This is a genomic window from Actinoplanes sp. CA-051413 (assembly GCF_050955795.1).
In the GTDB taxonomy this organism is placed as follows: Bacteria; Actinomycetota; Actinomycetes; order Mycobacteriales; family Micromonosporaceae; genus Actinoplanes.
On record NZ_CP192100.1, the window covers coordinates 684,496 to 701,908 of the forward strand.

Below are 17,413 nucleotides of genomic sequence, written 5' to 3' on the forward strand. Positions count from 1 at the left end.
GGGAATCGTACTTCCATTTGCCGGAAGGCCGCCGGTTGATGTATCAACTAGGTTGATGTATCAACCGGCTGAGGAGTACGCGATGAACTACGGACACCCGCTGACGTTCGGCGCCCTGGTCGCGTCGTCGGCCGGGACACCCGTGGAGGCGGCCGACCTGGCTCGCCACGCGGAGGAGCTCGGCTACGACCTGGTCGCCGTCGAGGACCGCCCGGACGAGCCGGGGCTGCTCGACGCGTGGACCGTGCTGGGCTGGGTCGCCGGGCGTACCGGGCGGGTGCGGCTGGCGCCGGCCGCGCTCACCGTCCCCCTGCGCGATCCCGCGGTGCTGGCCCGCGCCGCGGCGAGCCTGGACCTGCTCTCCGACGGCCGGTTGGAGCTGGCGCTCGGGTGGAGCGGCGATCAGGACGCGATCGAGGCGATGGGCGGCCGCCGGACCGAGCCGGACCAGGCCGTTGCCGCGCTGGACGAGGCGATCGACATCGTCCGGGGCGTCCTGGACGCGGGCGAGCCGCGCCCGCTGCGGCACCTGGGCGCGCACTACCGCATCCCGCAGGCGCAGCGCGGTCCGCTGCCCGCGCACCGCATCCCGATCTGGCTCGACGGCGACCAGTCACCGATGCTGCGGCTCGCCGGGCGCAAGGCGGACGGCTGGGCGGCCACCCTGACCGCGTTCCGGCCCGGTGAGTACGCCGCCGCCAACAAGATCATCGACGAGGCCGCCCTGGGAGCCGGGCGCGAGCCCGCCGAGATCCGCCGCCTGCTGCACATCACCGCCGACCACACCGTGCCGGAGCTGCTCGCGCTGGTGCTGGAGGCCGGCGTCAGCACGTTCATCGTCCCGGCCGATGACACCGCCACGCTGGACCGCTTCGCCCGCGACGTGATGCCGGCGCTGCGCGAGGCCGTGGCCCGCGAGCTGCCGGCCGCGCCCACGGCCGTCTTCCGGCCCGCGGCGGTACGCGCCAAGCGCCGTCCCGGCATCGACTACGACAACGTGCCCCCGAGCCTGGCCGAGCGCGCAGTCGAGCCCGGCGACCTGGACTACGCCCGGGTCCGCTCGACGTACATGCGCGGCGGGGCTCCCGGTCTCGTCCTGCGAGCCCGCAGCACGGCCGAGGTGGTCGACGCGCTGGCCTTCGTCCGCGCCCACCCCGGCCTGCCCTTCTCGGTACGCAGCGCCGGGCACGGGATCAGCGGACGGTCCACCAACGACGGTGGCCTGGTGCTGAGCGTGGCCGCGATGAACACCATCGAGGTGCTCGACGAGCAGCGCCGGCTGATCCGGGTCGGGCCGGGCGCGCGCTGGTCGGAGGTGGCCGATGCGCTGCGGCCGTACGGCTGGGCGCTGAGCTCGGGCGACTACGGCGGGGTCGGGGTCGGTGGCCTGGCCACCGCGGGTGGGGTCGGCTGGCTGGCCCGCAAGCACGGGCTGACCATCGATCACCTGCGCGCGGTGGAGATCGTGCTGGCCGACGGCTCGGTGGTCCGCGCCGCCGAGGACGAGAACCCAGAGCTGTTCTGGGCCGTCCGCGGGGCCGGGGCCAACTTCGGCGTGGTGACGTCGTTCGACTTCGAGGTGGACGAGGTCGGCGAGGTGGGCTGGGCGCAGTTCGTGGTGGGCGCCGACGATCCGGCCGACCTGCTGGTGCGCTGGGGTGCGGCGATCGAGGCCGCGCCGCGCGACCTCAGCGGGCAACTGATCATGGGCCGGCCGCGACCGGGGCAGCCCGGCGTCGCGCAGCTGATGGCCATGGTCGACAACGACGACCCGCAGACGATCATCGACCAGCTCACCCCGGTGGCGAGTGCCGGGCCGCTGTACCAGCAGAACGTGGTGCTGGCGCCGTACGCGGCGGTGCTGGCCCGGGCCGGCGACGGCTACCACCAGGCCGAGGGCGAGCCGGTCTCGCGGTCCGGCCTGATCGAGCACCTCACCCCGGAGTTCGCGGCGGCCGCGGCCGCGCTGATCGCCAGCGGCGCGATCCACTGGTTCCAGATCCGCACGGTCGGCGGCGCGGTGGCCGACGTCCCGGCCGACGCCACCGCCTACGGCTACCGCTCGGCCAACTTCTCCGTGGTGGTGATGGGCTCCAGCAAGCGCCGGCTCGACCCGCTCTGGGACGCCCTCGCCGCCCACTTCGACGGCCTCTACCTCAGCTTCGAGAGCGACCAGCGCCCGGAACGCCTCGCCGACGCCTTCCCGCCGCGCACCCTGGAACGGTTGCGGGAGCTCAAGCGCCGCTACGACCCGCAACACCTGTTCCGCGACAACTTCCCGATCCGGACCACCCTGGAGACCCGATGACCGACTACGGGCACGACCTGCTCTTCGGCACGTTCATCACGCCCACCGCGCAACCCGTGCACCAGGCGGCGGAACTGGCCGTCGTCTCGGACCGGGCCGGGCTGGACCTGGCCACCTTCCAGGACCACCCGTACTTGCCGCGCTTCCACGACACGTGGACGCTGCTGTCGTACGCGGCGGCCTGTACCGAGCGGATCCACCTCAGCGGCAACGTGCTCAACCTGCCGCTGCGCCCGCCGGCCGTGCTGGCCCGGGCGGCGGCCAGCCTCGACCTGCTCAGCGGCGGCCGGATCGAGCTCGGCATCGGCGCCGGCGGCTTCTGGGACGCGATCGAGGCGATGGGCAGCCGCCGGCTGAGCCCGGGTGAGTCGGTGGCCGCGCTGGCCGAGGGCATCGAGATCATCCGGGAGATCTGGGCTGTGGACAAGGCGGGGCCGGTCAAGGTGGAAGGCGACTACTACCGGGTCAGCGGGGCCAAGCGGGGGCCCGCTCCGGCGCACGACATCAAGATCTGGGTGGGGGCGTACAAGCCGCGGATGCTGCGGCTGATCGGCCGGGCCGCGGACGGTGCCCTGCCGTCGCTGGGCTACCTGCCGAACGGCGCCGACGACCTGACGGCGATCAACCAGCACATCGACGAGGGCGCGCAGGCGGCCGGCCGGGATCCGCGGGCGGTCCGGCGGCTGCTCAACATCAGCGGCGAATTCGCCCCGGCCGGACGGGCCTTCCTGCAGGGTCCGGCCGAGCAGTGGGCCGAGGACCTGGCCGGGCTGACCCTGGAGTACGGCGTCAGCGCCTTCATCCTGGCGGCCGACGACCCGGCGACGATCGAGCGCTTCGCGGCCGAGGTCGCCCCGGCCACCCGGGAACTGGTCGCGGCCGAACGCGGCTAACGCACCGGGTAGACGCGCCAGCCGTCGGGCGGGGGCAGGCCGCGCCAGACGGTGAGGCTCATGGCCGACGGCGGGTAGAGCGGCTCGGGCAGCTCGTCCGGGGCGTACCAGCCCCAGTCGGTCAGGACGTCCGGTTCGAGGGCCTGCGGCGGGGTGCCGGGCCACGGTGCCACTGTCGCGGCGGTCATCCCGCTGCCCGTGGTCTGCACGCCGATGGCGATGACTTCTGGCTGCGTACCCTCGATGCCGGCCTCCTCGGCCGCCTCCCGGGCGGCGGCCTGCTCGATGGTCTCGCCGCCCTCGACGTGACCGCCGGGCAGGCACCAGGTCGGCTCCTCGCCGGCCTTGATGCGGTTACCGAGCAGCACCCGGCCCCGCGGATCCACCAAGATCAATCCAACTCCCACCACCGGTCTACCCATCCGATGATTTTGTCGTACCGGATCGCTACCGTGCCTCGCACCGGTGCCGATGGAGGGTTTCGCACATGCGCAGTTTCGAGTTCGCCGACGGCACGTCGGCGAAGTTCTGGGAGATCGACCAGACCGGCACCGAGGTGACGGTCCGCTGGGGGCGCGTCGGCACGACGGGCCAGACCAAAGTCAAGACCTTCGCCACGGCGGCCGAGGCCGCGGCCCACGAGGGCAAGCTGATCGCCGAGAAGACCCGGAAGGGATACGGCGAGACGGCCGCGACAACCACACCGGCGTCCCCCTCCCGCACACCGGATCCGGCGCCGCCCGCCCCCACCGACGAGGACACCTTCGTCTTCCCGGCCGCCTGGCACCGGCACCGCTACGCCCGCCGGGGCAGCGCCGGCTCCACGACGTTCGTGCCCGACGCCAAGGCACGCGCGGTGACCGACGAGCTCCTCAGCCGCCGCCCCGGCGGAGTCCTCAAGGCCTTCCAGGCACCGGTCACCGATCCGGCCGTGGCCCGGGCCGGCGCGGACTGGCTGGAGGGAGATCCGCAGGCCACGCCGCTCGGAGCGGCCGCCGTCGCCGCCGCCGCGACCCTGGGCAACTGGGACGTCAACGAGAAGTTCGTCGCCTTCGCCGACCTGTGGATCGCCGAGCGGGGGCTGCCCTTCGCCGCCGTGGCCGCGGTCGAGCTGATGACCCTCAAGCTCGACGACGGCCTCCCGCCCGGCCCCCGGGCCAGCGCCCACCAGCACTTCGGCATCCGGGTCATCCGCCCGGGCGAGGAACGCCGCGGCTGGCACAGCGATCCGGCGCTGATGACCGCGCTGCGCGTCCGCACGGCCCTCGCGGCCGCCTCCGAGCAGGAGCATGCCGAGGTGATCGAGGCCATCACGCCGTACCGGGCGGCCGGGGCCTACGCGCGGACGGCGACGTCGGTGCTGGTGCCGGCCCGGCACGAGTGGGTCGCCGAGGACGTCGACACCGCCATCACCGACGCGGACAGCTGCCGCGCGGCCGCATTGCTGAGCGCCGCCGGCTCGGAAAAGCAGGTGACCGCGCTCGCGGCGATCGTCAGCCCCTACTCCGTGCCCTCGTCGATGGCGATGCTGGCCACCCTGGTCGACGGCGTCGGCGTCGCCGCGGGACCGGCCCTGTTCCACTGGCTCGACACGATCGACTTCGCGGAGGCCGAGCGGCGGCTGCTGAGCGTGCTCGCCGTGCTGCCCAGCGACGAGGTGATGCGCGGGCTGATCGACCGGATCGACGTCAAGTACGTGCCGCCGGCCCTGCTCGAGGCGGCCGACCGCAGTCCCGCGCGAGCCCTGCGGATGCTCGCCGAGGGCGCCACCAAGCCCGCCGTGGCCGAGCTGCTGCGCGCCCACGTGCTCGCCCACCCCGGCGTCGTCGAGCCGGTCCTGCCGCTGCTCAGCACCACCGCCCGGCAGCGCGTGGAGACGATCCGCGAGCAGGCGGCGGCAGTCGTGCCGGCGCCACTGTCAGCCGTGCCGCCGCTGCTGCTCGACCCACCGTGGCGGCAGCCCCAACGAGCGGCCAAGCCGGTGGTTATCACCGGCCTGACCTGCACCGACGCGCCCTCGATCAGCTGGCTCCACGACGAGCGGGAGAGCTGGCGGCAGACCCGCTACGAGATGTATGCCGACGGCACCGGGGACTGGCAGGGCAAGGCCGAGCGGATCGCGGCCGGCACCAGCCGCTGGTCCGAGCCGGCTGAGTTCTTCGTCGCCGCGCCCGAGGAGTTCGCCCGCCCGCTCCTGGCGACGTGGCGGGTGCGCGAGACCTGGCAGGCCGCCCTGTGGATGCGGATCGTCGTCGCCCGGTTCGAGCTCGACGCCCTGCCGGCGGCCCTGGATCTGGCCCGGCGCAGCCCCGCGGAGGCCGCCGATCTGCTGCTGCCCTTCGCCGCTCCGGAGATCGCGGTCCTGATGGCCGACGCGTACGCACGGCTCAAGAGCGTCCGCGAGACCGCCCTCACCTGGCTGCGGCGGCACCCCGAGGCGGCGGCCCGGGCGCTGGTGCCGGCGGCGCTCGACAAGGCCGGCGTCCCACGCCGCCAGGCCGAGGAGGCGCTGCTCGCGTTGCACGCCAACGGATACACCGAGGTGGTGCGCTCGGCCGCCCACAGCTACGGCGACGCGGCGACCGCGGCCGTCCAGACGTTGCTGGAGACCGATCCGCTGTCCGTGCTGCCGGCCAAACTCCCGGCCGTGCCCGCCTGGGCCGTCCCCGGACTGCTGCCCCCGGTGCGGTTGCGTGACGGCGCCGGCGCCCTGCCCGCCGAGGCGGTCACCAATCTCGTGATGGTGCTCGCGCTGGGCCGGGCCGGCACGCCGTACGCCGGAGTTGACGTCGTCCGGCAGGCGTGCGAGCCAGCCGACCTCGCAGAGTTCGCCTGGGGGCTCTTCCAGCGCTGGCAGACTTCCGGGGCCAACAGCAAGGAGAGCTGGGTCCTGGACACCCTGGGCGTGGTCGGCGACGACGAGACCGTCCGCCGGCTGACCCCGGTGATCCTGGCCTGGCCCGGCGAGGGCGGCCACGCGCGGGCGGTCACCGGCGTGCAGGTGCTGGCCCGGATCGGCACCGACGTCGCCCTCATGCACCTGCACGGCATCGCGCAACGGGCGAAGTTCAAGGGGCTCAAGGCGGCCGCGGGTCAGAAGATGGAAGAGGTCGCCGCCGGGCTGGGGCTCAGCGCCGACCAGCTCGCCGACCGGCTGGTGCCCCGGTTCGGGCTCGACGACGCCGGCAGCATGGTGCTCGACTACGGCACCCGCCAGTTCACGGTCGGCTTCGACGAGCAGCTCCGCCCGTACGTGGCCGACACAGCCGGCAAGCACCTCAAAGCCCTGCCCAAGCCCGGCGCCCGCGACGACGCCGAGCTGGCACCCGTGGCCTACCAGCGATTCGCCGCGCTGAAGAAGGACGTCCGCACGGTCGCCACCGACCAGATCCGCCGCCTCGAACGAGCGATGGTCACCGGCCGCCGCTGGACCGGCGCCGAGTTCCGCCAGCTGTTCGTCGCCCACCCGCTGCTCTGGCACATCGTCCGGCGCCTGGTCTGGGCGGTCTACGACGAGAACGGCCAACCGACCGGGGCGATCCGGGTGGCCGAGGACAGAAGCTTCTCGGACGTGCACGACGACGAGGTGTCGCTGGCCGACGACGCGTCGGTCGGGGTCGCCCACCCGCTGCACCTGGGTGACCACCGGCCCGACTGGGTCGAGGTCTTCGCCGACTACGAGATCCTGCAACCGTTCGCGCAGCTCGGCCGCGAGACGTTCAGCCTGACCGCGGAGGAGGCGGCGGGCGGCCGGCTGGCCCGCTTCGAGGGACACACCGTGCCGACCGGCCGGGTGATCGGCCTCGAACGCAAAGGCTGGCGGCGCGAGACCCCGCAGGACGCGGGCGTGCAGGGTCGCATCGAGCTGGCTGTCGGTCCGGGCCAGGAGGTCGTCATCAGCCTGGAGCCGGGCATCGCGATCGGCGCGATGGACATCTTCCCGGAGCAGACCCTGGAGATGATCTTCGTTTCCGACGGCACGGGCGGGCGCTGGAACACTAACCAGGGCCACGTCCCACTGGGCCGGCTGGATCCGGTCACCGCCTCCGAAATCATCCGCGACCTGACGGAGCTGACCGCATGACGCCCACTCATCCCACCGCCGGGCTTGGTCCGGAGTCTGTTGTGGAGGTTGCCGAGTCTGCCGGTCAGGTGCAGCGGCCGCCGGCCGAGGTGCGTTACGCCGATGAGCTGGCCCGGCTGCGGGCGGCCGACACCGCCGAGCGCCCACCCGGGTGGGTGCTCAGCGTGCAGGCCGCCCGCCGGTTCGTCGTCGGTGACAGCAAGCTGGGCATCAGCCGCAAGTTCGTCGGCGACCCCTCACTGATCGAACGTGCCCTGATCACGCTGGCCACCAGCCGCGGGCTGATGCTGGTCGGCGAGCCCGGCACGGCGAAATCCCTGCTGTCCGAGCTGCTCGCCGCCGCGGTCAGCGGCGACTCCACCCTCACCATCCAGGGCGGCGCCGCCACCACCGAGGACCAGATCCGCTACTCGTGGAACTACGCCCTGCTCGTCGCCGACGGCCCGTCGCCGCGTTCGCTGGTGCCCGCGCCCCTGTTGCGCGGCATGGCCGAGGGCCGCACCGTCCGCTTCGAGGAGATCACCCGCTGCCCGCTGGAGGTCCAGGACTGCCTGCTCTCCCCGCTGTCCGACCGGGTCCTGGCGATCCCGGAGCTGACCGGCCCGGAGTCGATGGTCTTCGCCCGCGACGGCTTCAGCATCATCGCCACGGCGAACACCCGTGACCGCGGCGTCAACGACATGAGCTCCGCCCTGAAGCGGCGCTTCAACTTCGAGACGGTCTTCCCGATCGCCGACTTCGGCACCGAGCTGGCCCTGGTCGAGGCCGAGGCGTCGGCGCTGCTGCGGCGTTCCGGAGTCACCGCCGAGCCCCGCCGCGACGTCCTCGAGGTGCTGGTCACCACCTTCCGGGAGCTGCGCACCGGGGAGACGGCCCGCGGCGACTCGATGGACCGGCTGTCGGCGGTCATGAGCACCGCCGAGGCGGTCTCCGTCGCCCACGCCGTCGGGTTGCGGGGCTGGTTCCTGCGCGGCGAGCCCGGCACAGCCGAGGACCTCGTGTCCTGCCTCGCCGGCACCGCGGCCAAGGACAACCCGGAGGACCTGGCGAAGCTGCGGCGCTACCTGGCCCAGCAGGTCACCTGGCGCAACGGCGAGCAGTGGCAGTCCCTGCACAACGCCCGTCACCTGCTGCCGGGCTGAGCCGTGACGGTCACGTTCATCGGGGTCCGCCACCACAGTCCGGCGTGCGCCCGGCTGGTCGCCGCCACGATCGAGGAGCTGCGGCCCGCGTACGTGCTGATCGAGGGGCCGGCGGATCTCAACGAGCGGATCGGAGAGCTGCTGCTCGGCCATGAGCTGCCGGTCGCGGTGTTCAGCAGCTACCGCGACGGCGAGCGGCGGCACGGGTCGTGGGCGCCGTTCTGCGCGTACTCGCCGGAATGGGTGGCGCTCACCCACGGCCGCGCGGTCGGTGCCGAGCTGAAGTTCATCGACCTGCCGGCCTGGCATCCCGCCTTCGCCGGGCGCAGGAACCGCTATGCGGACGCCGAGCTGCGCTACGCCGACGTGATGCAGCGGCTGTGCGGCAGCTTCGGCGTCGACAACGTGGACGTGCTGTGGGACCACCTCTTCGAGATCGCCGCCGACGACGATCTGGCGGAGCGACTCGCGGTCTACTTCGATCTCGTACGCGGTGAGTCGGCGGCAGGCGAGTCGGACACTGCCCGCGAGGCGTACATGGCGCAGTGGGTACGGGCTGCGGCTGCCGAAGCGGGGGACCGGCCGGTCGTGGTGGTGACCGGCGGGTTCCACCGGCCCGCGCTGGTGTCCGCGCTCGCAAATGATCCGTCGGCAGCGGGGTGGCCCGAGGTGCCGATGCTGCCACCGGACGCGGTCGGCGGGAGTTTCCTGGTGCCGTACTCGTTCCGGCGGCTGGACGCCTTCGACGGCTACCAGAGCGGGATGCCGTCGCCCGGCTACTACCAGGAGCTGTGGGAGTCGGGACCGCAGGCAGCAGCGCGACACCTCACTGAGTCGGTGGCGGGACGGCTCCGCGAACGCAAACAGCCGGTGTCCACCGCGGACCTCATCGCGGCCCGGGTTACCGCGGAAGGGCTGGCCACCGTACGGGGGCATCGGCATCCGGCCCGTACGGATGTGCTGGACGGGCTGGCATCCGCGCTGGTGAACGAGGCGCTGGACGTACCCCTGCCGTGGGCGGCCCGGGGCGCCCTCCGGACCGGCAGCCATCCGGTCGTGCTCGAGATGGTCGCCGCACTCAGCGGCACCCGCGTCGGCCGCCTGCACCCCGCCACGCCCGCGCCGCCGCTGGTGCACCACGTGAACGCGGAGCTCGAACGCCTGGGCCTGGACGGAAGTGACGACCTCGACCTGGACCTGACGGTCGCCGCGGACCGGGCCCGCAGCCAGGTCCTGCACCGGGTCCGCGTCCTGGCCGTACCAGGATTCCGCCGCGACTCCGGCCCGTCGACGGGCCTCGACCCCGTCCTCAAGGAACGCTGGACGCTACGGCCGGGCCCGGAACGGCTCACCGCATTCATCGAGGCCGGCGCGTACGGTGCCACCCTGGCCGACGCGTGCGCGGCGGTCCTGGCCGAACGCGCCGCCCACGCCGGCCGCGACGTGGACCTGCTCGCAGCCGTGCTGTTCGACGCGGCTCTGTCCGGCACGGCGGACGTGTCCGAGCAGGCGCTGGCGGCCATCGAAAGCACGGTCGCGGCGGCGGCGGACCTCGGCTCACTCGGCCGGATGCTCGCGGTCGTCCTCACGATGTGGCGGCACGACCGCATCCTGGGGACGGCGCAGAGTGCGACGCTCGCGGTGGTCATCGTTGCGTCGGTGCGGCGCATCCTGTGGCTGGCCGAGGGTGTGCACGGGCGGTCCGCGGCCGCTGACCTGGGGCGGATCGGGGCGCTGGCGGCCTGCCGCGACGCTTTGCGGTACGCCCGTCCGAAGCTGGACCTTGATCTGACGGCGGCGCTGGAGGTGGCGGCACGAGTCGCGGCCGATGCCGAGGCACCGCCTGATCTGCGGGGTGCTTCTTTTGGTCTGCGCTGGGCCCTGCAACCAGCGCCGGCTGATGCTGCCGGCGACGAGCCCGTGGATGTTCCGCTTGGGCCGGCGCTACAGGAAGCGCGCGAGCCGGAGCCCCTGGCTCGGGGGCTTGATCCTGAGCGCGCGGTGCGCGGTGCTTTCCATCCCGAGTCGGCGGGGGACTGGCTGGCCGGTCTCTTTGCGCTCGCGCGGGAGGAAGTGCTGCACACCCCGGCCGTGATCGGGCTCCTCGACGAACTGCTGTCCGCGATGGCGGCTGAGGAATTCCTCGTCGCAGTGCCGGGACTGCGGCAAGCGTTCGAGTTCTTCCCGCCGCGAGAGCGGGAGATCATCGCCGGCCGGCTGCTGGAACGCCGTGGCCTCGCCGGCACCGGGCGCAGCCTGTTGCGCGGCGTCACCGATCCCGAGCTGGTCGCCGCCGGGATGCTGCTGGACGACAGGGTCGATGCCGTACTGCGCCGCGAGGGACTGACGGGTGGAGCCCATGACTGATCGGGATCTTGAACGCTGGCGGCTGGTCCTCGGCGCCCCGGCGGCGAAGCTCGGACCGCTCGGAGCGGACGGCCTCGCCCGCGACGCGGCGTTGGACTGGCTCTACGGCCGCGACGGCGAACTCGAGAAACGCGACGTCCGGCGCAGCCAGGGCCGGGCCGGCGGCGACGGGCCGTCCGCGCTGACCACTGTGGACTGGCTGAACGACATCAACCGGCTCTTCCCCCGCGAGACGGTCGAACGACTGCAGCGCGACGCCATCGAACGCTACGAGATCACCGACATCGTCACGGATCCGGCTGTGCTGGAACGGATCGAACCGAACCCGGCGCTGCTCAAAGCCGTCCTGCAGACCAAGCACCTGATGAACCCCGAGGTGCTGCGGCTGGCCCGCCGCATCGTGGAGGCGGTCGTCCGCGACCTGATGGCGAGGATGGCCACCGAGGTACGGGCGGCGTTCACCGGCACCCGGGCCCGGCGGCCGAGCCGGTGGAAGCAGGCCCGCGACTTCGACATGAGACGAACCATCCGCGCCAACCTCGGCCACTACCGCCCGGACGAACGCCGGCTGTACATCGAGACGCCGCACTTCTTCTCCCGTACCCGCAAGCACGTCGAGCATTGGCAGGTGATCCTGCTCGTCGACCAGTCCGGCTCGATGGTCGACTCGGTCATCCACTCGGCGGTGACGGCGGCGTGCCTGTGGGGCCTGCCCGGCGTGCGGACGCACCTGGTCGCGTTCGACACCGACGTGGTCGACCTGACCAGCGAGGTCGACGACCCGGTGGAGCTGCTGATGAAAGTCCAGCTCGGCGGCGGCACCGACATCGGCCGGGCGGTCCGCTACGGGGCCGGCCTGATCGACCAGCCCCGCCGGGCGATCGTCGTCCTGATCACCGACTTCTACGAGGGCGGTTCCCCGGCGCTGCTGATCCGTACGGTTCGGGAGCTCGTCGAGCAGGGCACCAAGGTCCTCGGTCTGGCCGCCCTGGACCAGGACGCGAACCCCAGCTACGACCGCGAAACAGCCCAGCAACTGGCCGACGTGGGAGCCTCGGTGGGCGCGATGACACCGGGTGAGCTGGCGGCCTTCGTCGCCGAACAGGTGGGCCGATGAGCGCCTTCACACTTCCGGAAAGCGCAGCCGGCTGTCGGAGGACGACGTGAGGGCAGACCTGCGGGCGCTGACGCCCGCGACGCTGGCGGAGCTGACAAACCGGGGCCTGGTGAAGCGGGCGGCGCGCGAGATCGAGCGCTCAGCCCCGGCAATCACCGAGGACGGCGAAGCGACAGTCCACGCCACCTACGACGACGGCGTGACCACCGCATTGCCGACCGGCGGCCTCGAACAGGGACGATGCAGCTGCGGCGCCCCCGGAGTGTGCCGGCACATCGTCGGCCTGGTCCTCGCCTATCTGAACCACATCGGCGAAACTGATCACCCAGCCGCCGGTCATCCGGAAACTGCGGTTGGACCGACCGTTGACCATGGGGATCTCGCAACGCATCCGGCCGCTGGTCACGTGGATCCTGCGGCGGTGCCGACTGTCTGTCAGCCGGATCTCCCAGCGGTGCCACCCGCCGGCCAGCCGGCGCGGCCACCCATCGATCAGGCGAAATCGACAGCGGCGCCGACCGTCGAACATCCCGCTCTCGCGGTCGAGCCCACCGACGAGCATCAAGATCCCTCAGTCGGGCCACCCACCGACCCAGATCCGGGCCACACAGCGGGATCGCCCACCCCATCCGGCGAGCCCGCGACGACCACGACCGCACAAACCGGATGGTCGCCGGGCGACTTCACCGACGACCAACTCATGGCCCGGATCGGCGCACGCATGATGGCCGCCGCCCGCCGAATCCTGCGCACGGGATACGTCGCCCGCGTGCACCGCGCAAGACCCGGCGATCCGGTGCCCAGCGTGGAACTGCCCACCGCAACCGTGCGCTTCCTCGTACCCGGCGATCTGGGTTTCGCCCGGACCGACGCGGTCGCCGGAGCCCGCGATGACGTCCTGGCCCTGGCCGTCTGGGCGTTCCGCGAAGCGGACGCGTCCTCCAAAGCCGAAGCCGACGTGCAGGTGCAGGTAGGCGGCACCGCAGCCGCCACCGACAGCCCGGCTCTGGATGCCGCCGTAGCCCTCACAAACGTGGTCCTGCGCGAGGGCGCCGTCCACGTCGGCGCCGGAATCACTGCCGAGGTCACCGCGGTCCGCCGCGCCCTCGAAGCCGCCCGGATGCGATGGCCCCTCCTCGCCGTCGACGACCTCGTCGCTCAGCTGGAGGCCTACCGGGAACGCAGCGCCCGCTACCGACCGGAGGCACTCGCCGATCACCTCGCCGAGCTGCACGCCCGCCACCGTGCAGTGACCAGCACTGCCGAACGCCGAGCGTTGCGGTCCCGGGTGCTCGGGACCGACGAGGCTTCCGAGACCCCGCTACGCCGGGCCCGGCTTGACGGTCTCGGTGCGCGCGTGTCCGCGATCGGCGGCGAGCGAACGGTCGAGATCTTCCTCGCCCACGCCGACAGTGCCACCGTGCTCGTGTTGCGTCGCACCTACGAGACCACTGGCAGCGGGCCCGAGCTTGCGAGCCGGCGGGTGGCCGGGGTCAGCATCGGTGCGCTGGCCGGTGGCGCCGTCGTCACCGAGTCCGCCGCCCGCAGTGCGAGCCGGGCTGTTCGGCTCGGCACCCGGCGGTTGAGCCGCACGGAGGCGATGACGTCGCGGGGTTCCTGGCAGGATCTGCCGCCGGCGCTGATCGCGGACGACCTGGCTGCCCTTTCCGACGAGCTCGATGCGCTGCCGCCCCGCCCGGTCCGGGCCCGGGTCGAGGCGGAGCTGGTACGCGTCATCCCGGTCGCCGAGGTCCAAGCGGTCAGCTATGCACCCGGTGCCCAGCGCCTCGATGCCGTCATCGCCGACGCCGCCGGGATCACTGCCGTGGTGTCCGCCACCCACGCGGCTTGCGCTCCGGGCCGGCTCGACAGCATGGCCGCCGCCCTGCGTGGGGAGCTGCGGTACGTCGCCGGCAGTGTGCGCCGCGCCGGTGGTGGGGTGGTGGTCGACCCGATCGGCTTCGCTCTCGACGGTTCCGTGGTGGTTCCCGACCTCGCCGAGGCCGCTCGCGGGGCTGATCCCGACGACGCTCCGCCTCTCGCCACGGACGCAATCGGTCTGGCCTTGGACGAGGCCGCGGCGCTGCTCGCGGAGCTGGCACACGTCGGTCTCCAGCACGCGCCCGCCACCATGCCCGGGCGGCTGCGCTTAGCGGTGGGACGGCTGCGCAGGGCCGGGCTGCGCCAGGTCGCGGAGACCGTCGAAGCCCTGGCCGGCCGGCTCGGACCGGACCCCGGCGACGCAGCCGTCGCGGCCTGGGTCGACGCCCACCTCCGAGTCAACCTGGCGGCCGACATGCGCTGAGCGGCCGGCATGTGTGCGCAAGGCCACCGCGCCTTCCCCGCCGACCCGGGCTACATTGCTTCCATGGAATCTACTTCTATGGAAGCGATCGTGCTCGACGCGCCGGGCCCACCCGAGGCCCTGCATATCCGTCAGCTCCCCATCCCGGTGCCGCAGCCCGGCCAGGTACTGATCCAGGTGAAGGCGTTCGGGCTGAACCGTTCCGAGCTCCACACCCGGCTCGGCCTCGCCGACGGCGTCACCTTCCCCCGCGTCCCCGGCATCGAGGCCACCGGCGTGGTCACCGCGGCGCCCGGTGGTGAGTTCGCCGTCGGGCAGCAGGTCTTCGCGATGATGGGCGGGATGGGCCGCACCTTCGACGGCGGCTACGCCCAGTTCACCTGCGTCCCGGCGGCCCAGGTGATCGCGTTCCGCAGCGACCTGGACTGGGCCACGCTCGGCGCGGTGCCGGAGATGCTGCAGACCGCGTACGGTGCGCTGACCGACGGCCTCGACGCCCAGCCCGGCCAGTCCCTGCTCGTCCGGGGTGGCACCTCGTCCGTGGGTATGGCAGCCGCGATCCTCGCCAAGCGCCGCGGCCTGACCGTGCTCTCCACCACCCGCAACCCCGCCAAGGCGGAAGCGTTGCGGGCTATCGGGGTCGACCACGTGCTCATCGACGACGGTGACGTGGCCGCCCAGGTGCGCGCGATCGTGCCGGACGGTGTGGACAACGCTCTCGAACTGGTCGGCACGCCGACGCTGCCAGACACCTTGCGGTCCGCCGGCCGGTTCGGGGTTGTCTGCATGGCCGGGATGCTGTCCAACGAGTGGATCGTGCCGGACTTCTATCCCATCGGGTACATCCCGCGGGGCGTCCGGCTGACCGGTTATGGCGGCGACGCCGACGATCTGCCGCCGGCGGTTCTCCAGGACTTCCTCGACGCGGTCGCCGCGGGGGAGGCCGTCGTGCCGCTCGATCGCACCTACCGCTTCGACCAGATCGTCCAGGCGCACGCGGACATGGAGGCCGGCGTCGCCGTCGGCAAGTTCGTGGTGTTGCCGAACGAGCCGGCCTGAAAGAAACGAGCAGAAGTACGAAATTAGTCGACAGGCTCTTGTGGAGTTCGTCACAGCCGACCTAAGGTCAGGTCGCTCCCGAGATGAACGAGCTCCCCGAGAGAAATGAGCTCCTCGATGTCTGTGAACGTGAGGTGGCCCGTCCTGGCTACCGCCTCAGTAGTCGGGTTGGGACTGGTGTTGGGCGCGGGCGTCCCCGCGAGTGCCGCCCCGGCCGGCCCCTTCGTGACTCGCGCCGGCCTCGATCCCGCCCTCGTCGCCGGCCGCGGCGCGACAGTGGACTTCGCCGAGCAGGAGGCGGAGAACGCCACCTTCACCGGTTCCCGGATCGGCCCCGACCGTGCCGCCTACACCGTGGCCGGTGAGGCCTCCGGGCGTACGGCGGTCAAGCTGACCCCGGGGCAGTACGTCGAGTTCGTCCTGCCCGCCGCGGCCAACGCGATCACGGTGCGCTACAGCATCCCCGACGCCCCCACCGGCGGCGGGATCACCGCACCCCTGAAGGTCGCGGTCAACGGCAAGCGGGCCGGCACGATGACGCTGACCTCGCAGTACGCGTACCTCTACAACCAGTACCCGTTCAGCAACGACCCGACCGCGGATCCGCTGCACCCCGACTGGTGGATCACCGAGTGCGGCTGCGTACCGTCGGCCACCACCCCCACGCCGCAGGTCGACAAGCCGTTCCGGCCGATGCACTTCTTCGACGAGCAGCGGATGCTGCTCGGCCGCACCTACCGCGCGGGTGACCGGATCCGGCTCACCGCCGCGCCCGGCGCCGCGTGGACGGTCATCGACCTGCTCGACTCGCAGCTCGTCGCCCGCCCGCACGTCAACCTGGTCGCGGCGAACGTGCTGCTCTTCGGGGCCGACCCGACCGGGCGGCGGGACTCCGCGGCCGCGTTCGACAAGGCGATCGCCTTTGCCAAGCGGGCCCGGCTCAAGGTGTACGTGCCGCCGGGCACGTTCCAGGTGAACCGGCACATCATCGTCGACGACGTGACGATCGAGGGCGCCGGCAGCTGGCACACGATCATCAAGGGCAAGCAGGTCACGCTGGCCGAGCCCGCCCCGGACGGCTCGGTGCACACCGGCGTCGGGTTCTACGGCAAGGACGCCGCCGACGGTGGCAGCCGCAACGTGCACCTCAAGGGCTTCACGATCGAGGGTGACGTCCGCGAGCGCATCGACACCGACCAGGTGAACGGCGTCGGCGGGGCGCTCAGCGACTCCAGCATCGAGGGCCTGTTCATCCGGCACACCAAGGTCGGCATGTGGTTCGACGGCCCGATGCGCAACCTGCGGATCACCGGCAACGTGATCGTCGACCAGATCGCCGACGCGCTCAACTTCCACACCGGTGTCACGAATTCGGTGGTGCGCAACAACTTCATCCGCAACACCGGCGACGACGGCCTGGCCATGTGGGCGGAGAAGACGACGAACGCGGGCAACACCTTCGACCACAACACCGTGCAGACGCCGACGCTGGCCAACGGCATCGCCATCTACGGCGGCACCGACAACACCGTGTCGAACAACCTGATCGCCGACCCGATCCGCGAGGGCAGCGGCATCCACGTGGGCTCCCGGTTCGGCGCCGAGCCGTTCGCCGGCGAGCTGACGATCAAGAACAACACCGTGGTACGGGCGGGCACGTTCGAACTCAACTGGAAGATCGGCCTCGGCGCGATCTGGTTCTACGCCCTCGACAAGAGCATCGACGCCCGCATCCGGGTGACCGGCGACCACTACCTGGACAGCAGTTACAACGCGATCATGCTGGTCAGCGACTGGGGTGTGAAGGACCTCTACTCGATCAACGGGGTCGCCTTCCAGGACATCCGGGTCGACGGCACCGGCACCTCGGTGCTCAGTGCCCGGGTGGCCGGCTCGGCTTCCTTCGCCAACGTCGACGCCCGCAACGTGGGCGCCGTCGGTATCAACAACTGCGGCTCGTTCGGTTTCAAGCCGACCGGCTCGGAGTTCACCGTGACGGACCTCGGCGGCAACGACGGCGGCGGCACGACCGGCCCGTGGCTGGCGCCCTGGGAGCTGCCGAACACGATCACCTGTGACGACCGTCCGCCGGTCGTCGCGCCACCGGCCCCCACCACCTGGTGAGGACGGACTGAGCA

The 17,413-nt window shown here is 72.2% G+C and carries 11 protein-coding genes; 9 read left to right on the forward strand and 2 right to left on the reverse strand.

All coding sequences use genetic code 11. From position 1 onward, the window contains the following. Positions 1-82 precede the first annotated feature (82 nt). Positions 83-2,308 (forward strand): LLM class flavin-dependent oxidoreductase, encoded by a 2,226-nt coding sequence (locus tag ACQP2Y_RS03220; RefSeq protein WP_433724427.1) that lies wholly within the window; start codon positions 83-85, stop codon positions 2,306-2,308. Continuing rightward, a complete protein-coding gene (locus tag ACQP2Y_RS03225) occupies positions 2,305-3,201 on the forward strand; it encodes an LLM class flavin-dependent oxidoreductase (protein ID WP_433724429.1) in 897 nt (298 codons plus the stop codon). The genes ACQP2Y_RS03220 and ACQP2Y_RS03225 overlap by 4 nt, the downstream gene beginning before the upstream one ends. On the opposite strand, the gene ACQP2Y_RS03230 is transcribed toward ACQP2Y_RS03225, so the two are convergent. Continuing rightward, entirely contained in the window at positions 3,198-3,623 is a 426-nt protein-coding gene (locus ACQP2Y_RS03230; protein ID WP_433724431.1) for an NUDIX domain-containing protein, read from the reverse strand. The genes ACQP2Y_RS03225 and ACQP2Y_RS03230 overlap by 4 nt on opposite strands. A 65-nt stretch (positions 3,624-3,688) precedes the next feature. On the opposite strand from ACQP2Y_RS03230, the gene ACQP2Y_RS03235 reads away from it, so the two are divergent. The 4 genes from ACQP2Y_RS03235 to ACQP2Y_RS03250 all read left to right on the forward strand — a co-directional run bounded on the left by ACQP2Y_RS03235 (position 3,689) and on the right by ACQP2Y_RS03250 (position 11,911). Beyond that, complete coding sequence (locus ACQP2Y_RS03235; RefSeq protein WP_433724433.1) at positions 3,689-7,285, forward strand: WGR and DUF4132 domain-containing protein; 3,597 nt, start codon at positions 3,689-3,691, stop codon at positions 7,283-7,285. A 68-nt stretch (positions 7,286-7,353) separates the two neighbouring features. Further along, positions 7,354-8,427, forward strand: a complete 1,074-nt coding sequence (locus ACQP2Y_RS03240; RefSeq protein ID WP_433731712.1) for an ATP-binding protein — start codon at positions 7,354-7,356, stop codon at positions 8,425-8,427. A gap of 3 nt (positions 8,428-8,430) precedes the next feature. Next, positions 8,431-10,794 (forward strand): DUF5682 family protein, encoded by a 2,364-nt coding sequence (locus tag ACQP2Y_RS03245; protein ID WP_433724435.1) that lies wholly within the window; start codon positions 8,431-8,433, stop codon positions 10,792-10,794. Beyond that, positions 10,787-11,911: a VWA domain-containing protein gene (locus tag ACQP2Y_RS03250; protein WP_433724437.1), complete on the forward strand. Its 1,125-nt coding sequence runs from the start codon at positions 10,787-10,789 to the stop codon at positions 11,909-11,911. The genes ACQP2Y_RS03245 and ACQP2Y_RS03250 overlap by 8 nt, the downstream gene beginning before the upstream one ends. Positions 11,912-12,050: 139 nt before the next feature. Here ACQP2Y_RS03250 and ACQP2Y_RS03255 read toward each other — a convergent pair whose 3' ends face one another. Next, positions 12,051-12,473 (reverse strand): hypothetical protein, encoded by a 423-nt coding sequence (locus ACQP2Y_RS03255; protein ID WP_433724439.1) that lies wholly within the window; start codon positions 12,471-12,473, stop codon positions 12,051-12,053. Between the two features lie 138 nt (positions 12,474-12,611). Between ACQP2Y_RS03255 and ACQP2Y_RS03260 the strand changes: the two genes are divergently transcribed. From ACQP2Y_RS03260 to ACQP2Y_RS03270, 3 genes are all read left to right on the forward strand, one after another. Then, positions 12,612-14,216: a hypothetical protein gene (locus ACQP2Y_RS03260; RefSeq protein WP_433724441.1), complete on the forward strand. Its 1,605-nt coding sequence runs from the start codon at positions 12,612-12,614 to the stop codon at positions 14,214-14,216. Positions 14,217-14,279: 63 nt separating this feature from the next. Next, on the forward strand, positions 14,280-15,275 hold the full coding sequence (locus tag ACQP2Y_RS03265) for a zinc-binding alcohol dehydrogenase family protein (RefSeq protein WP_433724443.1): 996 nt from the start codon (positions 14,280-14,282) through the stop codon (positions 15,273-15,275). Positions 15,276-15,380: 105 nt separating this feature from the next. Continuing rightward, on the forward strand, positions 15,381-17,399 hold the full coding sequence (locus ACQP2Y_RS03270) for a glycosyl hydrolase family 28-related protein (RefSeq protein WP_433724445.1): 2,019 nt from the start codon (positions 15,381-15,383) through the stop codon (positions 17,397-17,399). The last annotated feature ends 14 nt before the right edge of the window (positions 17,400-17,413 follow it).